The 19780-nt window shown below is 66.5% G+C and carries 18 protein-coding genes; 14 read left to right on the forward strand and 4 right to left on the reverse strand.

Translation table 11 applies throughout. The annotated features are described in order from the left end of the window. Positions 1-9: 9 nt before the first annotated feature. From atpD to J2X98_RS12770, 5 genes are read left to right on the forward strand one after another with little or no spacing between them, the layout of a single operon-like run. The gene (gene atpD / locus J2X98_RS12750) at positions 10-1464 is read left to right on the forward strand and encodes a F0F1 ATP synthase subunit beta (RefSeq protein ID WP_141942078.1); all 1455 of its coding nucleotides are present in this window, start codon (positions 10-12) and stop codon (positions 1462-1464) included. A gap of 1 nt (position 1465) precedes the next feature. Further along, entirely contained in the window at positions 1466-1750 is a 285-nt protein-coding gene (locus J2X98_RS12755) for a F0F1 ATP synthase subunit epsilon (protein ID WP_018760117.1), read from the forward strand. A 10-nt stretch (positions 1751-1760) separates the two neighbouring features. After that, positions 1761-2192, forward strand: coding sequence for a DUF2550 domain-containing protein (locus J2X98_RS12760; RefSeq protein ID WP_141942076.1), 432 nt, complete (start codon positions 1761-1763; stop codon positions 2190-2192). Positions 2193-2196: 4 nt separating this feature from the next. Then, complete coding sequence (locus J2X98_RS12765) at positions 2197-3525, forward strand: alpha/beta hydrolase (protein ID WP_307308656.1); 1329 nt, start codon at positions 2197-2199, stop codon at positions 3523-3525. Next, a complete protein-coding gene (locus J2X98_RS12770; protein ID WP_444964470.1) occupies positions 3507-6152 on the forward strand; it encodes a bifunctional lysylphosphatidylglycerol flippase/synthetase MprF in 2646 nt (881 codons plus the stop codon). Before J2X98_RS12765 ends, J2X98_RS12770 begins: the two co-directional genes overlap by 19 nt. A 153-nt stretch (positions 6153-6305) precedes the next feature. Here the strand turns inward: J2X98_RS12770 and J2X98_RS12775 are convergent, their stop codons facing one another. Together J2X98_RS12775 and nucS are read right to left on the reverse strand one after the other, a co-directional pair. Next, positions 6306-6509, reverse strand: coding sequence for a cold-shock protein (locus J2X98_RS12775; protein WP_011692441.1), 204 nt, complete (start codon positions 6507-6509; stop codon positions 6306-6308). Between the two features lie 302 nt (positions 6510-6811). Further along, positions 6812-7507, reverse strand: a complete 696-nt coding sequence (nucS, locus tag J2X98_RS12780; RefSeq protein WP_141942069.1) for an endonuclease NucS — start codon at positions 7505-7507, stop codon at positions 6812-6814. Between the two features lie 117 nt (positions 7508-7624). Here nucS and J2X98_RS12785 point away from each other — a divergent pair, with 117 nt between their 5' ends. Next, positions 7625-7978, forward strand: coding sequence for an ATP/GTP-binding protein (locus J2X98_RS12785; RefSeq protein WP_141942067.1), 354 nt, complete (start codon positions 7625-7627; stop codon positions 7976-7978). Between the two features lie 44 nt (positions 7979-8022). Beyond that, positions 8023-8820, forward strand: a complete 798-nt coding sequence (locus J2X98_RS12790) for an alpha/beta hydrolase (RefSeq protein ID WP_307308662.1) — start codon at positions 8023-8025, stop codon at positions 8818-8820. Positions 8821-8885: 65 nt separating this feature from the next. Here the strand turns inward: J2X98_RS12790 and J2X98_RS12795 are convergent, their stop codons facing one another. Further along, entirely contained in the window at positions 8886-10202 is a 1317-nt protein-coding gene (locus J2X98_RS12795; RefSeq protein ID WP_141942063.1) for an AI-2E family transporter, read from the reverse strand. 207 nt (positions 10203-10409) lie between these two features. On the opposite strand from J2X98_RS12795, the gene J2X98_RS12800 reads away from it, so the two are divergent. The 4 genes from J2X98_RS12800 to J2X98_RS12815 are packed head-to-tail and all read left to right on the forward strand — an operon-like array spanning position 10410 to position 14590. Next, positions 10410-12155 carry a hypothetical protein gene (locus J2X98_RS12800; RefSeq protein ID WP_373460882.1) on the forward strand — a complete coding sequence of 582 codons (1746 nt, stop codon included), beginning with the start codon at positions 10410-10412 and terminating at the stop codon, positions 12153-12155. Positions 12156-12207: 52 nt separating this feature from the next. Continuing rightward, positions 12208-13200: a tetratricopeptide repeat protein gene (locus tag J2X98_RS12805; protein ID WP_307308666.1), complete on the forward strand. Its 993-nt coding sequence runs from the start codon at positions 12208-12210 to the stop codon at positions 13198-13200. Next, positions 13200-14297: an NADH:flavin oxidoreductase/NADH oxidase gene (locus J2X98_RS12810; protein WP_307308669.1), complete on the forward strand. Its 1098-nt coding sequence runs from the start codon at positions 13200-13202 to the stop codon at positions 14295-14297. Before J2X98_RS12805 ends, J2X98_RS12810 begins: the two co-directional genes overlap by 1 nt. Before the next feature lie 14 nt (positions 14298-14311). Continuing rightward, entirely contained in the window at positions 14312-14590 is a 279-nt protein-coding gene (locus tag J2X98_RS12815) for a DUF3253 domain-containing protein (RefSeq protein ID WP_307308672.1), read from the forward strand. Between the two features lie 12 nt (positions 14591-14602). On the opposite strand, the gene J2X98_RS12820 is transcribed toward J2X98_RS12815, so the two are convergent. After that, positions 14603-16477: a Na+/H+ antiporter gene (locus J2X98_RS12820; protein ID WP_141942055.1), complete on the reverse strand. Its 1875-nt coding sequence runs from the start codon at positions 16475-16477 to the stop codon at positions 14603-14605. Between the two features lie 51 nt (positions 16478-16528). Between J2X98_RS12820 and J2X98_RS12825 the strand changes: the two genes are divergently transcribed. From J2X98_RS12825 to nagB, 3 genes are read left to right on the forward strand one after another with little or no spacing between them, the layout of a single operon-like run. Continuing rightward, entirely contained in the window at positions 16529-17323 is a 795-nt protein-coding gene (locus J2X98_RS12825) for an ABC transporter ATP-binding protein (RefSeq protein ID WP_307308677.1), read from the forward strand. Further along, a complete protein-coding gene (locus tag J2X98_RS12830) occupies positions 17305-18876 on the forward strand; it encodes a transporter (RefSeq protein ID WP_307308680.1) in 1572 nt (523 codons plus the stop codon). The genes J2X98_RS12825 and J2X98_RS12830 overlap by 19 nt, the downstream gene beginning before the upstream one ends. Before the next feature lie 21 nt (positions 18877-18897). After that, positions 18898-19677: a glucosamine-6-phosphate deaminase gene (nagB, locus tag J2X98_RS12835; RefSeq protein WP_307308683.1), complete on the forward strand. Its 780-nt coding sequence runs from the start codon at positions 18898-18900 to the stop codon at positions 19675-19677. Positions 19678-19780: the final 103 nt, after the last annotated feature.

Below are 19780 nucleotides of genomic sequence, written 5' to 3' on the forward strand. Positions count from 1 at the left end.
GTGAGAGAGATGACTGCCACTGCTACCGAACACGTAGCCGCAACGTCCGGTGCAACCGGCCGTATTGCGCGCGTAATCGGCCCGGTTGTCGACGTCGAATTCCCGGCTGACGCAATCCCGTCGATCTACAACGCCCTCACCACCGAGATCACTCTCAACGGTGAGACCAAGACCATCACGTTCGAGACCTCCCAGCACCTGGGCGACAACCTCGTGCGCGCCATCTCCCTGCAGGCAACCGACGGCCTCGTCCGGGGCACCTCCGTGGTGGACAGCGGCGCCCCCATCTCCGTGCCCGTCGGCGACGGAGTCAAGGGCCACATCTTCAACGTGCTGGGCCAGCCCCTGGACGTTGCGGAGTCGGAACTGGACATCAGCGAACGCTGGCCGATCCACCGCAAGGCCCCAAGTTTCGCCTCGCTCGAAGGCTCCACCGAGATGCTGGAAACCGGTATCAAGGTCATCGACCTCCTCACCCCGTACATCAAGGGTGGAAAGATCGGCCTCTTCGGCGGTGCCGGCGTGGGCAAGACCGTTCTGATCCAGGAAATGATCACCCGTGTTGCCCGCAACTTCGGTGGCACCTCCGTGTTCGCCGGTGTTGGCGAGCGTACCCGTGAAGGAAACGACCTCTGGGTTGAAATGGAAGAGGCAGGCGTCCTCAAGGACACCGCCCTTGTCTTCGGCCAGATGGATGAGCCGCCGGGAACGCGCCTGCGCGTGGCACTGTCCGCACTGACCATGGCGGAGTACTTCCGCGATGTCCAGAACCAGGACGTGCTGCTCTTCATCGACAACATCTTCCGCTTCACCCAGGCCGGTTCCGAGGTGTCGACCCTGCTGGGCCGCATGCCGTCGGCCGTGGGCTACCAGCCCAACCTTGCCGACGAGATGGGCCTCCTGCAGGAGCGCATCACGTCCACCAAGGGCCACTCCATCACCTCGATGCAGGCCATCTACGTTCCCGCGGATGACTACACCGACCCGGCTCCGGCAACGACCTTCGCACACCTGGACGCGACCACGGAACTTTCCCGTGAAATTGCTTCCCGTGGCCTGTACCCGGCCGTGGACCCGCTGACGTCCACGTCCCGAATCCTGGATCCCCAGTACATCGGCAAGGACCACTACAACACGGCTGTCCGTGTGAAGCAGATCCTGCAGAAGAACAAGGAACTCCAGGACATCATCGCCATCCTTGGTGTCGATGAGCTTTCCGAGGAAGACAAGATCGTGGTGTCGCGTGCGCGCCGCATCCAGCAGTTCCTGTCGCAGAACACCTACACCGCCAAGCAGTTCACCGGCGTGGAGGGTTCGACGGTTTCCATCAAGGACACCGTGGAAGGCTTCACCGCCATCTGCGACGGCGACCTCGACCACATCGCGGAGCAGGCGTTCTTCAACGTCGGTGGCCTCGATGACGTTGAGCGCCAGTGGGCCAAGATCCAGGAACAGACCAAGTAATATGGCTGAGCTTGAGGTTGAGATTGTCGCAGCGGACCACTTCGTGTGGTCCGGAGCGGCCAAGATGGTCAAGGCCCGCACCAGCGATGGTGAAATCGGAATCCTGCCCGGCCACTCGCCCCTGCTGGCGATCCTGGCCGAAGGTGAACTGGCCATCCAGCCGGTGTCCGGGGACCGCATCGCGGTGGATGTTGACGGTGGGTTCTTCTCCGTTGACAACAACCGCGTGGTGATCGTTGCTGACAACGCCCAGCTGGGCGGCTCGGCTACCGCTGGGATCCGCTAGCACGACCTTGATGGACGCACCGGGTATTTCGTTCATCGCACTGGCAGTCGCGTTCGGATTGCTGATTTCTGCACTGTGCCTTTCGGGGGTGCGCCGCTTCAACCTGCGGCGTGCCCTCGGCACGGTGGACGCCTCCATTTGCATGGCTGACAACAGCTGGCAGATGGGGGTTTGTCGTTATCAGGACAATGATCTCGAGTGGTTCAGGCTGATCTCCCTGAGTGTGCGCCCCAAGTACACGTTCAAGCGGAGCTCCCTGGAACTCCTGGGCCGCCGGAAGCCTACTGAAGCAGAAGCCGTGAAAGTCCAGCCCGACGTCGTCATCGTCGAACTAAGGTACGAAGGGCAGGACGTGCGCCTTGCCATGAAGTTCGATGCCTACACGGGCCTGTCCTCCTGGCTGGAAGCGGGCCCGGTCATTGGCGTAGGGACGTGGCGCTAGCCACGTGGATTGGTTACTAGACATCCGGCTCACGGACGGTCCGCTGTACGCAGCCGCCCTGGTCTTGGGAGTGGGCGGTGCGGCCTACCTCCTGGTTCCACCCCGGCGTGCTTCCGAAGGCGCGCTACTGCGCATCCGGGCCTGGGCAATCCGGGTATTCATCGCTGTGGCGGCAGCCTTCGTCCTGGTGGCCACAGTCCACTGGGTGATGATCAACGTGCTCGCGGTCTTTCCGGCCGACATCCCGGACCCTGTTTTGCTGTGGTTCGTGCCGGCCGTCGCTGCCGTCATCCTGGGTATCCTCAGGGTGCCGAGGTCAAGCTGGATCCACTACGGGACAGGCTTCCTCGCCGTTGTCCTGGTGATACTGCTCTCAACCATCCAGATCAACGCCTACTTCGGGCTCAACAGGACCGTCAGCGATCTGCTCGGTACGGCTTTGGCCCGGATACCGGCACTTGAGCAAAACCTCATGCGCCACACCGGGCAACCTGACGGCGTACCGCTCCAGGGCTGGAAGGCGCAGGGGGAGTTGCCGGCCGGGGGAGCCCTTCGGAAGTCCGCGATTCCCGGGACGCTGTCCGGCATGAACGCGAGGGACGCCTACATCTATCTTCCGCCGGCATACTTTGCGGCTAACCGGCCCGCACTGCCGGTGCTGGTGCTGGTGGCCGGGCAGCCCGGCGGCCCGGCTGACTGGCTCACCGGCGGCGCACTCCGCGGCCACATGGATTCCTTTGCCGCCACGCATGGTGGAGTATCGCCGGTCGTGGTGATCCCCGACCCCAACGGCTCCCAGTCCGCCAACACCATGTGCATGGACAGCCGCATTGCCAAAGCGGACACGTACCTGTCGCAGGACGTGCCGCACTGGATCAGTTCGACCCTGGCAGTGGACACCAACCACAGCCACTGGGCCATCGGCGGGTTCTCCTTCGGCGGTACCTGCGCCGTACAGATGGGGACCAGGCATCCGCACATCTACGCCGACGTCCTGGGATTTTCCAGCGAAGCGGAACCTGCCATTGCCAAGGAGCGGCAAAAGACCATTGACGCAGCCTTTCCCGGAAACCCCAACGAATTCACCAAGCAGACTCCGCTGGAGATCATGAAACACCAACGCTTCGACTCCCACGGCATGTACCTGACCGCAGGCCAGAACGATCCGGAGTTCGTGGCGAATCTACGGACACTTGCCGCTGCCGCCCAGGACGCCGGGTTCACGGTGCAGGCACACGTTGTGGAGCATACCGGGCACTCCTGGGACACCTCCTCCAAACGCTTTACCGATGCTCTGCAGTTCCTTGGCACCCAATGGGGGCTCACGTGGTGACCAGTAAAAATCCGGACCGGACCGTTGCCCTGATGTGGACCGCCGTCGGACGCCCCGCAGTCCGCCAGATACTGCGCACGTTGACGGCCATGCCCTTTACCCTGAGCGTGGTTGCCACTTTCCTCGGTGCCGCCGCCCTGACCGGAAGCTTCCTTGACGGACCGCCGGAGCACCTGCTCGGGCTGGCGTCCGTCAGCGGCCCGGGGATGCGCGGCGGCCAGTGGTGGTCTTTGTTCACCAGTCTCTTCTTCGCCACCAACCCGCTCGCCTACATCACGGCGTCGCTGATGATGGTCCTGCTGCTGGGGCTGGCGGAGCGCAAGCTGGGCCTCCGCGCCGCCATCGGGCTGTTCTTCGGCGGCCAGTTCGCGTCCGTCACTGTGTTCCTGCTGGTGACCCAGCTGGCCGCCTATGTGGGGGACGGCTGGCTGGACACCATGGCCGACGACAACCTGATCGGCCCCTACGCGCCGGTGCTGACGGCGGGCCTGGCCGCCAGCGCCCGGATCACCCTGCTGTGGCAGCGCCGTCTGCGCACCGCGGTGCTCACCATCTCGCTCCTCCTGGTCCTGTACGTGGGGCATGCCGAAACGGTCATTGGCCTCATCGGCGCCCTTCTGGGTCTCCTTGCGGGCTGGTGGATCCAGGGGGACCAGGGGCGGCTGCACCGCCACCGGTCCACGGGCCGGGAGACCAGGAACCTGCTTGCGCTCACCGTTGCCGTGTTCGCTGTGGGTCCCATCCTGACCGGCATCACCCGTGCGCCAACCGGTCCGCTGGCATTGCTGCGGGACGTCGTGCTGAGTCCGATGCCGACGCTCAGCCAGCTGGTGTTCAACTGCGGGGCAACAGTTGACGCCTCATGTCTGGAAACAGGAAGGGCAGGTTTCGCAGGACCGTTTGGCCTGGCCCTGGCGGTGGTACCTGTCATCCTGCTGCTGATCTGCGCGGACGGCATGCGCCGCGGCCGCCGGCTCGCCCTCAACATCGCCTTGACCATCCAGTTGGTAGTCACGGCCCTGGCGGCCGTGTACCTTACCCTGTTCGCCCTCGTCCCGTCGCGGCTCCAGGGCACACATTCAACCCCGCTGTCCTCTGCTTTCGCCCACGTGCTTCCGCTGGTGGTGGTCCCGCTGTTGCTGGCCGTCATCTTGTGGCTCAACCGGCGGCAGTTCCGCGTACAGACCCGCCCGGGTGCCCGCCGCGTACTGGCGGCCGTGGTCTGCGGGACATGGCTGGTCCTCGCCGGTTCCTATACCGTGGCCTGGTTCTTATCCGGGGGACTGGCCCGCGACGGCGGGCTGCTGGGCCTGTTCGCCGAATTGGCGCGGCAGTACGTTCCGGTGCCGATTCCACAGCAATTCCGCAGGGTCTTTCCGGACCAGGCCAGCGCCGAGGCCATACTGTTCGCCTATTCCGGTCCGGTGTTCTGGCTTGTGGCCCTGGTGGCTGTGTGGTGGGTGCTGGTGGGCCGGAACCACGGCCTGAACTTCGGCCGGCAGGACCGGGACCGCGCGCGCGAACTACTCCATCAGGGCGGGGGCCCGCTGTCCTGGATGGCGCTGTGGGAGCCGAACACCTACTGGTTCAGCCCGGACGGTGCCGGTGCCATGCCTTTCCAGCAGCACGGGACGGTGGCGTTGACCCTGGGCGGCGCCATCGGCGACCGAAGAGCGGAGCAGCAGGTCACGGAAGGCTTCCTGGACTACTGCCGCGGCCAGGCCCTGATACCCGCGCTGTATTCCTGCGACGACACCATGTGGCCAATGCTGCGGGAACGCGGCTTTTCCCGGGTGGCCGTTGCGCAGGAGACGCGCCTGGCGCTGAACGAGCTGGAGTTCAAGGGAAAGGAATGGCAGAACGTCCGGACCGCCCTGAACCGTGCCGCGAAGCTGGGGGTGCATGCCGTCTGGGGCTCGTACCACTCGCTCCCTGCGGCGCTCCGGTTGCGGCTCAACGAGGTGTCCGAGGAATGGGCGGCCGGCAAGTCTGTTCCGGAAATGGGCTTTACGCTGGGCGGCGTGGACGAGCTCGACGACGAGGAAGTCCTTTGCTGCCTGGCCGTCGACGGGAACGGCGCTGTCCACGGAGTGACCAGCTGGCTGCCCGTGTACGACGACGGCCGGCTGGTGAGCAGGACGCTGGACGTCATGCGCCGCGGCAGCGAGGGGTTTCCGGGCGTGATGGAGTTCCTGATCGCCTCGGCCGTGCTGGAGTTGCGGGATTCGGTTGACGTGATCTCGCTGTCGGGCTCTCCGCTGGCAACCCGTCCGGACACCGACCAGGAGAACCCTGCAGGGTCAGCAGCACCGGCAGGCGGCGGGCAGCCGGGCGCCCAGGACGGTGCGGCCGAAAGCGAGGCGAACGAAGATCCAGGGGCCACCGATGAGGGCGCGCAGAATCTGGTGCGGATCCTGGACCTGGTGGGCCGCGCACTTGAGCCGGTGTACGGCTTCCGGTCCCTGGCGGCCTTCAAGTCCCGGTTCAAACCCGAATACCGCGCCCTCTACCTTTACTACCAGGACCCGCTGCATCTGCCGGCCATCGGCAGGGCACTTACCCGGGCTTATCTGCCCGGTCTGTCCCTGGCGCAGGGTGCCCGGCTGGTCGGAAAATTGGTCACCTGACCGCCTCAACAGCGGCTGTGAACCGTGGGTGCTAAAGCGGGGGAATCAATAAAGTCGCATTCCATTTGCGAAATTGGGAATAAACAAATGGTCCCCGGCAAATTTGCCGGGGACCATTTGTTGTGACAGCCGCCTGAAGCGGCCGGCGGGTAACTAGACCAGAGTGACGCCGGTGGCCTGCGGGCCCTTTGCGCCCTGGCCGATTTCGAACTGAACGCGCTGGTTCTCGTCGAGGGTCTTGAAGCCGCCGGTCTGGATCTCGGAGTAGTGAACGAAGACATCGCCATCGGAGTCGTCCGGGGTGATGAAGCCGAAGCCCTTTTCAGCGTTGAACCACTTCACGGTTCCCTGTGCCATTTATTTCTCCTCATTGTGGAACTTTTTAAGACCGGCACACCTCGTGCCGCCCTTGGTCACTCCGCGAGAAGAATCCTGGTTTGCCGTGGCCCCCTAGGGGACCGGCGCTGCAGGAGCTTCGCGCTCGCAACATGTCTTGCGAGCATGAAAAACACCTACACAAAGACTGAGATAAGAATTTCATGCCCGTTCCCGCAGGTCAACGGCCCGCACAACAAAAAGGATAAAAATTAGGTAAAAAACAGGTGACCGCACGGCTCCGGCGAAAGGGGCAATTTGGTGCCTGGAGCAACAGTTGAAATCTAGAAGAGCCGTGATTCGCTGTCGTCCACCCCGCGCATGGCGTCGTAGTCCAGCGTGACGCAGTCGATTCCGCGGTCGTTGGCGAGGACCTTTGCCTGCGGTTTGATCTGCTGGGCCGCAAAAATGCCGCGGACGGGTGCCAGCAGGGGGTCGCGGTTGAGCAGTTCCAGGTACCGCGTGAGCTGCTCCACGCCGTCGATGTCGCCCCTGCGCTTGAGTTCGATGGCCACCGTGGCGCCGTCGGCGTCCCGGGCCAGGATGTCAACGGGGCCGATGGCGGTGAAGTACTCGCGCCTGATCAGGGAGTAGCCCTGGCCCAGCGTTTCAATCTGCTCGGCGAGCAGGCGCTGCAGGTCCGCCTCCACGCCGTCCTTGATCAGCCCGGGGTCCACGCCGAGGTCGTGGGAGGATTCGCTGATCTTTTCATGGATGTTGATGATGAGCCGGTCATCTGTCTTGGCAGACTGCACTGTCCACTGCTCCACCACGCCAAGTTCCAGGTCCACCTCGTCAGGGGACGAGACCCTGAGCCTGGCCGGCGGGCTCATCCAGTTCAGGGGTTTGTAGGAACCGCCGTCGGAGTGGACCAGCACGGAGCCGTCCGCCTTGACCAGCAGCAGCCGGGTGGCGAGGGGGAGATGGGCTTTGAGCCGGCCAACGTAATCAACGGAGCAATGGGCTATGACAAGTCGCACGCCGTACAGACTACCGCGTGGGCCCGGCCGGGAACGTCCGACGGCGGCACGACGGCGGGCGGCAAGGCGGACCAGGGAGCGGGGCGGGCAGTCGCGCAGCTGGGGCAGAATGGTTACATGCCGCGTTCCAACCGTCCCCGCCGTCCAGTCTCCGGAAAGGGACCTGCTTCCGGCAGGGGTGCGGGACGCAAGGGGAGCGGGGACGTGCCTGAGCTTGACCTCGAGCGTGCGCGGGCGGGTATCGTCCGCCGCGAAAGCGCCCCGGACGGCGAGTGGATGGTCCGGACCATGACTGCCAGGAACGCCGAGAAGACCTACATCTGCCCCGAGTGCTCCACGGCCGTGCTGCCCGGCGTCGCGCACCTGGTGGTGTGGAAGGACGACCACCTCTTTGGCGCAGCCGCCGGCCTGGCCGAACGCCGGCACTGGCATACCAACTGCTGGTTGACGCGCAGCTACCGCTACCGCTGACCCGCGCGGGCAGAAGAACCTCCGCTGTCGCTAAGCTGGCAGGCATGACTTTTGATCCGGCGTCGTACCAGTTCACCCAATCCGCGGGCCCCGCTCCCATCCGTGCCTCCACTGTCCTGCCCGCCAGGCGCGAGAACATCGAGCTGCACACGGCGGACGGCCACACGCTGGTGGGGGAGTTGGCCCTTCCCGAATCCGGGCCGGTACGGGCCACGCTGATCACGCTGCATCCACTTCCGACGCACGGCGGTTTCATGGATTCCCACGTCTACCGCAAGGCTTCCTATCGCCTGCCGGCGCTGGCGGGGATCGCGGTCCTGCGCTTCAACACCAGGGGCACGGCGTCCGCCCGCGGCACCAGCAGCGGCGGCTTCGAGGAAGGAATCGGCGAACGCCGGGACGTTGAGGCTGCGGTCCGCTTCGCCGTGGAACGGGGCCTGCCCAACCGCTGGCTGGTCGGCTGGTCGTTCGGGACCGAGCTGGCCCTGATGTATGGCGCTGTTGAACCGGTTGCCCCGCAGATTGATGGCGCCGTGTTGCTGTCCCCGCCGCTGCACCGTGCCACGGACAAGCACCTGCAGCTGTGGGCGGAATCGGGCAAGCCGCTTCTGGTCCTGGTTCCGGAGCACGATGATTTCCTGCAGCCCGCCGAGGCGGCGCAACGGTTCAGCCTGGTGCCCCAGGCCCGCGTGGTGGGCGTGGCCGGGGCAAAGCACCTGTGGGTGGGGGAGAAGTACGCCGCGCGGGTCCTCAATGACATCGTGGCGCAGGTCAGCCCCGGGCAGTCAGGCGCGGAGCTGCCGCAGGAATGGGACGGCCCGACGGCGACCGCCTCTGCCTAAAGGGTGGCCGCCCTTAGGACCGCCCGGAAGCCATGCCACCGGGAAGCGGCCCCTGCTCAAAGCTGCTAGTGCTGGTCCTGCCGCACGATGTAGATTTCGCGGACCAGGAGCAGGACTGCGGCTGCGGTGGGAATGGCGATCAGGGCGCCGAGCACGCCCAGCAGGCTGCCGCCGGCAATCACGGAGATCACCGCCACCGCACCGGGAACGGCGACGGCCTTCTGCATGATGCGCGGTGAAATGAAGTACGCCTCGAACTGCAGGTAGGCGAAGTAGCAGATGGCGTAGACGGCGGCCACCTGCCAGCCCTCGGTGAGGGACACGAGGGTTACCACGATGCCTGCGATCATGCCGCCCACCAGGGGGATGAATGCCAGCAGGACCACCACAAACGCCAGGAGCAGGGCGAAGGGAACGCCGACGATGGACATCACCACAAAGGCGAAGGTGGCGTTGAGCAGGGCCACGCAGGCCTGGCCGATCACGTAGTTTCCGACGGACCGCGTAATCTCCTCGGAGAGGGCTGCCACCCGCTTCCGCCGGGAACGCGGGGCGAGGCGGTAGCCCCACTTTTTCATGGCCGGCAGGGCTGCCAGGAAATACAGGCTCAGCACCAAAACGATCAGGGCGCCGAAGAGGCCGTTGGCCACCGTTGATCCGAAACCCACCACACCCCCGAAAATGCCGCCCATCGCGGCGGGGTCGTTGACGAACTTATTCACTTCTTCGGTGATGCGGTCGCGGAGTCCGAACTGGTCATCGAGGCTGCGGAAGAGCTCGGAATCCATGAAGTTGTGCACCCAGTCGGGCGCCTGCCGCACGATCTCGGACACCTGCTCAACGATCGTGGGAATGAGGGTGGCAAAGAAACCCACGACGGCGCCCATGAGGACGGCCACTGAGACCAGGATGCCGGCCGGCCGGGGAATCTTCCGGTTTTCGAGCCAGCCCACCACGGGTTCGAGCCCCAGCGCTATGAACAGCGCCGCGACGATCCACAGCAGCAGCTGCGTCGTGTGTGAGCCGATCCAGTACACCAGCAGCGCCAGTCCCACGCCCACTGTTCCCATGAAGCCCATGTACAGCGGATGCTGGGGCGACATGCGCGGCCCCGGGTGCCCGAACTGCGGCTCCTCTTCCCCTTCGTGGTCTGCTTCCGGCGTCTGTCCGGTGAACTCCGGCGGCATCTCGAAGCGGAGCCTCGGCTGGGCTCCGGGCAGCGGCTGGCGCAGCCGCCGGACCACCTGGCCGAGCGCGGCCGCAGCAGTGCCCCTCCGGTGTGCCGCTGCCATGCCCAGGGGAGGTATGGCAGCCGGGACGGGGCGCTGGGCTTCCCCGGGATCTCCGGCTGCCGCCATGGACGGATCCGTCTTGTCAGTCACTGGTTTTGGGGGCCTGTTCCGTGCGTGGCGCCGCTTGGGCGGGCCGGTGTGATGATCATCGCAAACACTATCAGCAGGCTTGTCATGAAGAGCCGGAAGCGCATCGGGGCGTCCAGCAAACGTCCGTTCCGGGAGGCGCGGAGGGGGCCCCTGGTAACAAAAAGGTTACTATTGAAGGTAAACCCCCGCTGATGATAGGTGTTTCCCTTGCGTTTAAAGACTGCAGCCGCACTCGTGCTGCTCGGCCTCCTGACACTTTTGGCCGGTATCGGCCAGAGAACCATCTGGGCTCCTTCCGAGACGTTCACGGCATCACTGCCGGCTGATTCCGCAGCCGCACCCGTGACCGTCATCGACCAGAAGCTGCGCACCCTGCATGACGGGCCCGTCAAGATCACCGTCCAGGGCGACGGCAATTTCATGCTGGCCACCGGCCGGCCTGATGATGTCAGCGCCTGGGTGGGCAAGACCGCCCACAACACCATCACGGGGGTTTCCGAGGACGAAAAGTCCCTCACGGTTGACCACGCGGACGGCGACGCAACCGCCCCCAACCCCGCCGGTTCGGACCTGTGGGTATCCAATGAGAACGCCAGTGGCGAACTCGAATACACGTGGACGCCGCCCGCGGACGGAGACTGGAGCCTCCTGCTTGCCGCCGACGGAACCAAGCCGGCGCCTGCCTCGGTGTCCATGACGTTCCCCAACGACACGTCCACGCCCTGGGCTGTTCCGCTGATGGTCCTGGGCGGCCTGCTGATCATCGGCGGCATCGCGCTGGCACTGCTCCACACACGCGGGAAGAACGGGCAGGGCGGCGGCCGCCTTCCGGCCCCGTGGGCCCGGAAGGCGGCCCCCCAAGGCCCCGAAACCCATACCGCTGGTTCCCATGACACCGGCTCGGGGAACAACGGCCCCAACGGGCAGTCGCCATCGTCGTCCTCCAGGATCACCATGGTGGCAGCCGGCGTGGCAGCAGCAGTGCTTGCCGGCCCGGTCGTTGCTGCACAGGCGGCCACGCCCAGCCCCCAGCCCTCCGGCAGCACCTCGGCAGCCAAGGAATCCACCGGGTCGCCGGTGCTGCTGGATGCCCAGTTCCGCCGGATCCTGGAACAGGTCTCCAGTGCCACCGATGCCGGCGACGCAGCCAAGGACGCCGCGAAGCTCGGGGACCGCGTAGCCGGCCCGGAGCTGGAGGTGCGCACGCAAAACTACAAGATCCGCTCCCAGGTGGCTTCCTACGCGGCTCGAATGCCGGTCCGCTCCACCAAGCTCCTGACCACCGTTGTCACCAGCGACCGCTCATGGCCGCGCTCCGTGCTGGCGGTAACCCAGGGAGACGGCAACGTGGTCCCGCAAATCCTGACCCTGGTCCAGCAGTCGCCGCGCGAGAACTACAAGCTGATGGAAACCACCCCGCTGCAGCCAGGCACTACATTCCCCACGATCAGCCGCGGCGGTACCCAAACGGTGGCGCCGTCCGACAAGACCGGGCTGCTCTACAGCGGCGAGGAAGCCATGTCCGGGCTCGCCGACCGGCTGACGTCCGCAGACTCACCGTTCAAGGACAAGCTCGTCGAGGGCCAGTCTTCGCCGTACATCGCCGATACCCTGTCCTACCAGGCGGAAGTGGTGAAGTCCGGAGACAACGGAAACTTCTCCTTCACGCACAAGGTGGTTCCAGAGAGCACCGTGGTGTTCCGCACCTCGGACGGCGGTGCCCTGGTCCTAGGCCGGATCAACTTCGGCTTTGAAGGCACCCCCAAGGCAGCCGGCGACAAACTCAGCATCGGTGACGATGCCGCCGCCCTCGCCGGCGGCAAGGAAACCACTACGGGCATGGTCCTGAGCTTTGCCGAATCCATGGCGGTCTACGTGCCGCCGGCCGGATCCACGGACCCCATGAAGCTCGTTGCCGCCACCCGCGGCCTGGTCGGGGCCAGCTTCAAGTAGGGCCCCGACTGCATTACCACCGGCGGCGGCCGGAGTGGCTAGAGTGGGAAACATGAGTTCGCCAGCTTCCCGCCCAGTCCCTCCTGCCGCTGCCAACCCGCTTAACCTGCGCGGCGCCGTCGACCTTTCTTCGCTGAAGCGCACCGCAACTCCCTCCGGTGCCGCAGCCCCGTCCGCTCCTGTCGGAGGCGCAGGCCAGGGAGCGCAGCCGGGCGCCGCCGCCGGTCCTGAGCTCAAGGTCAATGTCACCGAAGCCAACTTCCAGCAGTTGGTGGAGCTGTCCGCGCAGGTCCCGGTGGTGTTCGCCCTGTGGGCCCCCTACTCCCCGGAGTCCGGCAGGATGCTCGAAACCCTGGACCGCGTGGTTGCCTCCTACGGCGGCCGCCTGGTCCTGGGTGCAGCGGACATTGAAGCGTTCCCGCAGCTTGCCCAGGCCTTCCAGGTGCAGGCCGTCCCCACCGCTGTCGCCGTGATCAAGGGACAGCCGGTGCCCCTGTTCCAGGGTGCTGCGGAGGAACAGCAGGTGCGCGGCCTCTTCGACGAACTCCTCAAGGTGGCCGCTGCCAACGGCGTTACCGGCAGCCTGGACGCAGGGGACGGCACGGAACAGGAACCTGCACCGCTGCCGCCGCTGCACCAGGCCGCTTACGACGCAATCGAAGCCGGGGACTATGCCGCAGCGGCAGATGCCTACCGCCAGGCGCTGAAGGAAATGCCGGCTGACCATGAAGCCAAGGCAGGGCTGGCCCAGGTGGAACTGATGGGCCGGCTGCAGGCCGTCTCCGCCCAGGACAGCGAAGCCCTCCGGGCACTGGCGGCCAACGAGCCGGACAACATTGAAGCGCAGTTCGGGGTGGCGGACCTTGATGTGGCAGGCGGCCACGTGGAGGACGCCCTGAACCGCCTGGTGGCGTTCATAGGCCGGAACTTCGGCCCGGAGCGTGAGGCCGCCCGGGTCCGCCTGCTGGAACTGTTCGATGTCGTTGGAGCCGGGGACGACCGCGTCGCCAAGGCGCGCCAGGCGCTTGCGCGGGTGCTGTTCTAGTGCCGGCCCTCTTCCAGCCGCTGACGCTGCGGTCCATGGAGCTGCAGCACCGGGGATGGGTCTCACCCATGTGCCAGTACAGCTGCGATCCCGACGCCGCCCCCGGGGTCCCGGACGACTGGCACCTGGTGCACCTGGGCGGCTTCGCCGTGGGCGGCGCGGCGATGATCCTCACGGAGGCCGCGGCGGTGAACGCCGAGGGCCGTATCAGTCCCAGGGACGCAGGCCTGTACAACGACGAACAGGCCGAAGCCTGGGAACGGATTATTTCCTTCGTCCACCGCAATGGAACTGCCGGAACAAAAATCGGTGTGCAGTTGGCCCACGCGGGCCGGAAGGCATCGACGTACTGGCCGTTCTCCGGCAAGAGCGGCAGCGTTCCCCCATCCGAGGGCGGGTGGGACACTCTTGGACCATCCACCACCTCATTTGAAGGCTACGCGGCCCCCGCCGCCATGACAGTGGAACAGATCCACGGCGTCATCGCTGACTTCGCCGCCGCAGCTGTGCGGGCAGTGGACGCCGGCTTTGACACCATGGAAATCCACGGGGCACATGGCTACCTCCTGCACCAGTTCCAGAGTCCGCTGATCAACCAGCGTGACGATGAGTGGGGCGGGGACGAGACCGGACGGAACCGGCTGATGCTGGCCGTGGTTGACGCCGTCCGCGCCGTGATTCCCGATTCCATGCCCTTGCTGCTCCGGATCTCGGCCACCGACTGGGCGTCCGGCGGCGTGGACCAGGCGGCCTCGGTCCGGTTGTCGAGGGAGGCTGCGGCGCACGGGGTGGACCTGGTGGACGTCTCCAGCGGCGGGGCGGTGGCGCACCAGCAGATCAAACCGGGTCTGGGCTACCAGACCGGGTTCTCGGCCGCCATCCGGGAAGAAGCCGGAGTTGCCACCGGGACGGTGGGCCTGGTGACCACTCCCGGCCAGGCTGAGCACGCCATTGCCACCGGACAGGCTGACGGCGTCTTCATCGCGCGCGCGGCCCTGCGTGACCCCCACTGGTGGCTCCGCGCCGCCTTTGAACTGGGCTATGACATTTCCTGGCCGCCCCAGTACGAACGCGCCGTCCCGCGGCGTACCTTCTGACGCGGAAGTCCACGATGACAGGCCCCGGCGGAACGGATCCGCAGGACGGTGTTGGCCGGCAGCTGGAAGCGAAAATCCTGGAGCTGCTGGCAGCAAGGGCGTCCACGTCCACCATTTGCCCGTCCGATGCGGCCAGGGCCGTGGGCGGGGATGAATGGCGGCACCTCATGGAGCCGGCCCGGAAAGCTGCGCGGCGCCTGGTTGACGCGGGCAAAGTCCACATCACCCAGGGCGGTTCCGTGGTGGACCCTGTCACGGCCAAGGGCCCCATCCGGATCCGCAAAGCGCCCTGAGGCCGGCGGCTGTCAGCCCAGGAGATCGTCCACGTAGCACCAGCGCCAGTCTTCCCCGGGCTCCACGCTGCGCATGACAGGGTGCCCCGTCTCCTTGTAATGGCGGCTGGCGTGCCGCCCGGCGGAGGAGTCGCAGCACCCCACGTTTCCACAGGCCAGGCACATCCGCAGGTGAACCGGAGTGGTACCCTCCCGCTCACACTCCGCGCAGTACGGGTCACCGGGGACCGGGGACGGCATGGCAGCGGTCAGGTGGTCGCAAACGCCGCCCGGCTGGGACAACCCCTCGCCCCCGCCACCGTCGGCAGCGGCGACCTCGTTGAAGGAGGCGTCGAGCATCGACTCTTCGACATCGAGGCGCTCCAGGACTTCACTGAGGACTTCATGCGCGAAGTCCCCGCCCCGCCTGAGTTCCAGGACCTTGTCCCTTTCGGCCTCCAGCATGGCCATCCGCAGCTGTGCGTAGCGCTGGCTGGGGGTGGCCGCCTCAGCCGCCGGCCTGCCCAGCCGCTCCCACGCCGCCAGCCCCCGCTCATGGGTCCGCCGCCGGAGCATGTCCATCACCTCCGGCGGATCACTCTCGCGGCGCAGCTGCTCCAGCCGTTCGATCCCTGCTGCGGTGGCCCGCTGCATCAGGGAAGCCTGGTTCAGCGCGTCCTCGCGCCTGTCCGGTCCCGGCACCCGCAGGGCCCTGACGAGTGCGGGCAGGGTGAACCCCTGCAGCACCAGCGTGCCGCCGACCACCACCATGGCTGCCAGGACCAGCACGTTGCGGTGCTCCAGGTCTCCGGGCAGCGTCAGGGCGGCGGCCAGGGTGACCACGCCGCGCATGCCGGCCCAGGACACGATGGCGGGCATCTCCCAGGGCGGTGCCGGGTCCGCCCGCCGAACGGCGGGAATCAGGCGGGGCAGGTAGGTGGCGGGAAAGACCCAGACCGGGCGCAGCAGCAGCACCGCCACCAGGATGACGGCGCAGCCAAGCCAAACCCGCCCGGCGCCCAGGGAATCGTCCTGGACGCTGTCCACGATGGTCCGTACCTGCAGGCCAATAAGCAGGAAGACGGCATTTTCCAGCAGGAACTGCACGGTGTCCCAGTTGCTCCGTGCGCTTTGCCTGGCAGCGCCGTTGGGCATCGACGGCGCCTTGGTGCCCATCACCAGGCCGGTGACGACGACGGCGAGCACCCCGGATGCGTGTATCGCCTCGGCGGGGAGGAAGGCAACGAAAGGCGCCATGAGGGACGTCGAGGTGTTGATGGCCACGTTGCTGACCCGCTTGCGGATTTCGGTGAGGACGTACGCGGCCGCGAGACCCACCACCAGGCCGCCGCCGGCCGCCAGCACGAAGCCGCCGGCAACATCCAGCACGGAGACGGAGCCCGCAATGGCCGCCACCGCTGCCCGAAGACATACAAGCGCGGTGGCGTCGTTGACCAGCGATTCGCCTTCCAGGATGTTGACGATACGGCGGGGCATGCCTACTTTCCGTGCGATGGCCGTCGCGGCCACCGCGTCCGGCGGTGCCACCACCGCACCCAGGGCGATGGCCGCAGCAAGCGGGATCTCGGGGAACAGCCACCAGACCACCGCGCCCACGCCCAGGGTGCCAAAAATGACGTACCCCACGGACAGCAGCCCAATGGAGCGGCGGTTGGCCTTGAAGTCGAACAGCGATGTCCGGAACGCGGCTGCGTAAAGCAGCGGAGGCAGGAGACCGACCAGGACCAGTTCCGGATTCAGCTCCACCGGGGGAATGAACGGCAGGAACGATCCCGCTACTCCGGCCAGGACCAGCAGCAGGGGAACCGGGATATTGAGTTTGCGGCCCAGCGCGCTGCCGGCGCACACCACAGCAACGATGACCAGCAGGCCCAACGCGATGTCCATGACGTTAGTTTCGCACCCCCGCGGCGCTGGTCCGCGGACTAGGCTGGCACCATGACTGCTCCGATACCTGACCAGGCATCGAATTCCGGGCCCATGGCGGCCCTTTCCCTCCGTGGGCTGGCCAAGCGGTTCGGTGGGAAGATCGCCGTGGACGGCATCAGCCTGGAAGTGCCGGCCGGGTCCTTCTTCGGCATCGTCGGCCCCAACGGTGCAGGCAAGACCACCACGTTGTCCATGGCCACAGGCCTCCTGCGTCCGGATTTCGGCACCGCGGTGGTGCACGGCGTAGATGTGTGGCAGCACCCGCTGCAAGCCAAACGCCTCATGGGGATCCTGCCCGACGGCGTCCGGCTGTTCGACCGGCTGACGGGTGAGCAGCTGATTACCTATGCAGGGCTGCTCCGCGGCATGGACAGGGCCGTGGTGGCCGCACGCGTGGGGGAGTTGCTGGCGGCCATGGACCTCACCGAAGATGCGGGAACGCTGGTGGTGGACTACTCGGCCGGCATGACCAAGAAGATCGCCCTGGCCTCCGCATTGATCCACGCCCCACGGCTCCTGGTCCTGGACGAGCCGTTCGAAGCCGTGGACCCCGTGTCGGCAACGAACATCCGCTCCATCCTTGACCGGTACGTCGCCTCCGGCGGAACAGTGATCGTCTCCAGCCACGTCATGGACCTGGTGCAGCGCATGTGCGACCACGTCGCGGTGGTGGCCCGCGGCCGGCTCCTGGCTGCGGGAACAGTGGACCAGGTCCGGGCCGGGGCCTCCCTGGAAGAGCTGTTCGTGCAGCTTGTCGGCGGCCACAGCCACACGGAGGGGCTGGAATGGTTGCGCACCTTCTGAGGCTCAAGCTCGCGCTGCTGCGCAATGGCCTGCGGCGCAGCCCATGGCAGCTGGTAGGCATGGCCATCGCCGGGCTGTACGCACTGGGGGTGGTGTCAACCCTCATCATCGTCCTTGTCCTGCTCAGGAACGCAGGGGCCGAAACCGCCCATACAGCTGTGGTCCTGGGCGGTTCCGCCGCGCTGATCGGATGGGGCGTGATTCCGGTGGTGGCCTCCGCCACGGACATGACGCTGGACCCGTCCCGCTTCAGCACCTTTGCCATCCCCATGAGGCAAATGCTCACCGGCCTTGCCCTGGGCGGCCTGATCGGAATCCCCGGGGTGGCCACCACGCTCGTTGCCCTGGCCACCGTGGTGACCTGGTCCCGTGATGTGCTTCCGGCGCTCGCCGCCCTGGTGGGCGCCTGCCTTGGGGTGATGACCTGCGTCGTGCTGGCCAAGGTGGTTACCACCGCGACGGCAAGCCTGGCTGCCTCCCGGCGTTTCAAGGACATCAGCGCCATTGCCTTCATGGTGCCCCTGGTCCTGCTGGGGCCCATCGTTGCAGGGGTTGGCCGCAGCGTTTCCGCGTCCGCGGGATTCCTGCCGGAGTTCGCCCGTACCCTTGCGTGGACGCCGCTGGGGGCGCCCTGGGCACTCGGCGGCGACGTCGCATCCGGCCGGCCCGCGGAGGCAGCGGTGAAGCTGCTGGTGTCGGTGGCGGTCCTGGGACTCCTGGCGTGGTGCTGGAAACTGCTGCTTGAGCGGGCGCTGGTCACTCCGCCGTACGCCGGAGCCGGGAAGCGCCGCGGCGGCAGGCTGGGACTGTTCGGCGTGCTTCCAGCCACCCCGGCCGGTGCCGTAATGGCGAGGTCGCTCACATACTGGATCCGGGACCCCCGCTACTCCGGGTCCCTGGTGGTCATCCCCTTGCTCCCGGTGGTGCTGGGGTTCCAGGGGACGCAGACCGGAAGCTACGGCAGCCTGGCCTTCCTGGCCCCCGTGTCCGCTTTCATCCTGGCCTGGTCCATCTCAGCCGACGTCTCCTACGACAACACCGCGTTTGCGCTGCATTTGGCCACCGGGGTCCGCGGCGTGGCCGACAGGCTGGGCAGGGCGCTGGCATGCACGGCCTTCGCCCTGCCGGTGGTCCTGGTGTTCTCCATCGGTTATGCGGCCTTCACCCGGAACTGGGCCGCGCTGCCCGGACAACTGGGGCTGAGCCTGGGGATTCTCTTCACCGGGCTGGGATTGTCCTCGGTGGTGTCGGCCCGGTACACGGTCACGGTCCCGCTGCCGGGTGACAGCCCCTTCAAGAAGCCGCCGGGCAACGTGGGGCAAACCATGGCCGTGCAGTTCGTGGGAATGATGGTCCTGATGGTCCTGGTGCTGCCCGAAGGCGTGCTGCTGGCGGCACACGCCATCAAGGGAAACGTACTGTTCGGCTGGCTCAACCTTGCCGCGGGCATCGTCCTGGGCCTGGCCCTCTTCCTGGCCGGTGTCCGGCTGGGCGGCAAATGGCTTGACGCGCGGGGGCCGGAGCTCCTGGCACAGGTAAACGTCAACCGCTGACGGCTCCACGGAAGGGACAACATGGAAATCGTGATCCTCGGCGGCAGAAGGCAGATTGGAAGACTCGCGGCCGACGCCATCGAACAACTCCTCCGGCGCAAGCCGGAGGCTGTCCTTGGCCTGGCCACGGGGTCCTCACCGCTTCCCGTCTATGACGAGCTTGCGGCCCGGCACGAACAAGGCCTTGATTTCAGCAGGGCCTCGGCATTCGCGCTGGATGAATACGTGGGCCTGCCTGCGGGCCATCCTGAGTCCTACCGTGAGGTGGTCCGCCGGGAGTTCACCAACCGGGTGAACATTGCACCGGAGAACGTCCACGGTCCGGACGGAAGGGTGGACGACATCCCCGCTGCCTGCGAAGCCTATGAGCAGGCAATTGCCGCTGCCGGGGGCGTTGACCTGCAACTGCTGGGCTTGGGCACTGACGGGCACATCGGGTTCAATGAACCGGGCTCGTCCTTCGCTTCGCGGACGCGGATCAAGAGCCTGGTGGAACAGACACGCCGGGACAATGCCAGGTTCTTCAACAGCCTGTCCGAGGTGCCGCACCACGTCATTACCCAGGGCCTGGGCACCATCATGGGAGCCCGCCACGTGATCCTGCTCGCCACGGGGGCGCAGAAAGCGCAGGCAGTCCGCGATTTCGTGGAGGGTCCGGTGGCTGCGATCTGCCCGGCGTCTGTGCTGCAGTTCCATCCGCACGCCACCGTCCTGCTGGACGAGGCTGCCGCATCAGGCCTGAAACTGGCCGATTTCTACCGTCATACCTATGAGAACAAGCCCGCATGGCAGGGGTTGTAGCAGCCTTCCGGACGTGCCCCACCGGGGCAAAATGGTACGACGGCGGCCGGTGGCGTACTCCGGCAACGGGCGCGCCGCCGTCGGACGCGCCGCCGGGGGAACG

The sequence above is a fragment of the Pseudarthrobacter enclensis genome (assembly GCF_030811655.1).
GTDB lineage: Bacteria > Actinomycetota > Actinomycetes > Actinomycetales > Micrococcaceae > Arthrobacter > Arthrobacter enclensis_A.